This is a genomic window from Ideonella alba, from assembly GCF_018069845.1.
Taxonomy (GTDB): Bacteria; Pseudomonadota; Gammaproteobacteria; order Burkholderiales; family Burkholderiaceae_C; genus Ideonella; species Ideonella alba.
In genome coordinates, this window is the sequence record NZ_JAGQDD010000052.1 from 1 (window position 1) to 1,179 (window position 1,179).

Below are 1,179 nucleotides of genomic sequence, written 5' to 3' on the forward strand. Positions count from 1 at the left end.
GGAAGGTCTGCACAACACACCGAACGGCGTGCTGATGCCCTGATCAGGTCGGAATGTGATGCTGCCAGCCCCGGATTCACCCGCTCTCGCAGGTCATCAGCCCCGAATGAGGCATCGGCAAGGCCGTTATCGCGAACTGCGGACGCACTCATGCCTGCGCTCCGATGAGTTTGCGCCGCACCAGCCACAGATTGGCCAGTGCAAACAGCGTGTGCAGTTGCGCCGTGTTCTTGGCCAGGCCGCGGTAGCGCACCTTTATGTGTCCGAACTGGCGCTTGACCACTCGGAACGGATGCTCGACGCGTGCTCTGATCCCGGCCTTTACCCGCTCCAGTTCTTCGGTGAGCGCCTCGATGGGCTTGGCCAGGTCCAGCATGCGGCGCTTGCCAGGCCGCATGGCGATGTTCCAGGTCACATCGTCGCGGGCGTCGAGGCGCTTGCCAGCGCCTTGGTAGCCCGCGTCGGCAAAGACTTCGCGGTCGCTGCTGCGCACCAAGCTGTTGGCCTCGATGACGTCGTTGACAGCGCCACTGGTGCCCTTGACCGTGTGAACCAAGCCCGACTCGATGTCCACGCCGATGTGGCACTTCATACCGAAGTACCACTGCTGGCCCTTGCGGCTTTGCTTCATCTCCGGGTCGCGCTCACCGCTGCTGTTCTTGGTCGAACTGGGCGCGGCGATCAACGTGGCATCTACCACCGTGCCGCTCTTGAGCATCACGCCCTTGGCGCTCAGCAGGTCGTTGACGGTCTGCAGGATCTGGGCGGCCAGCTTGTGCTTCTCCAGGACATGCCGGAACCGCAGGATCGTGCTCTCGTCAGGCAGCCGCTCGTCCCAGCCTTCCAGGCCCGCGAACTCGCGAAACACTGGCATATCGTGCAGCGCTTCTTCCATCGCTGGGTCACTCAGCGCGAACCACTGCTGCATGAAGTGGATGCGCAGCATGGTCTCGGGCGAGAACGGCGGGCGGCCCCGCTTGCCTTCAGGCAGGTACGGCGACACCAAGGCCACCAGGTCGGCCCACGGCACAACCTTCTCCATCTCGTCCAGGAACTCCCGGCGCCGCGTTCGCTTGGCCGTCACTCCCAGGCCCAGGCTGTGCTGCTTCATGGACCCTATCGTCTCAGGGCTTCACGTCGGTGCCAAGCAGGGCGTGGGGCGATTTATGCAGACCTTCC

The 1,179-nt window shown here is 63.9% G+C and carries 1 protein-coding gene; it reads right to left on the reverse strand.

All coding sequences use genetic code 11. From position 1 onward, the window contains the following. Window positions 1-148: 148 nt before the first annotated feature. Window positions 149-1,111 carry an IS5 family transposase gene (locus tag KAK03_RS24715; protein ID WP_210857348.1) on the reverse strand — a complete coding sequence of 321 codons (963 nt, stop codon included), beginning with the start codon at window positions 1,109-1,111 and terminating at the stop codon, window positions 149-151. Between the last annotated feature and the right edge of the window lie 68 nt (window positions 1,112-1,179).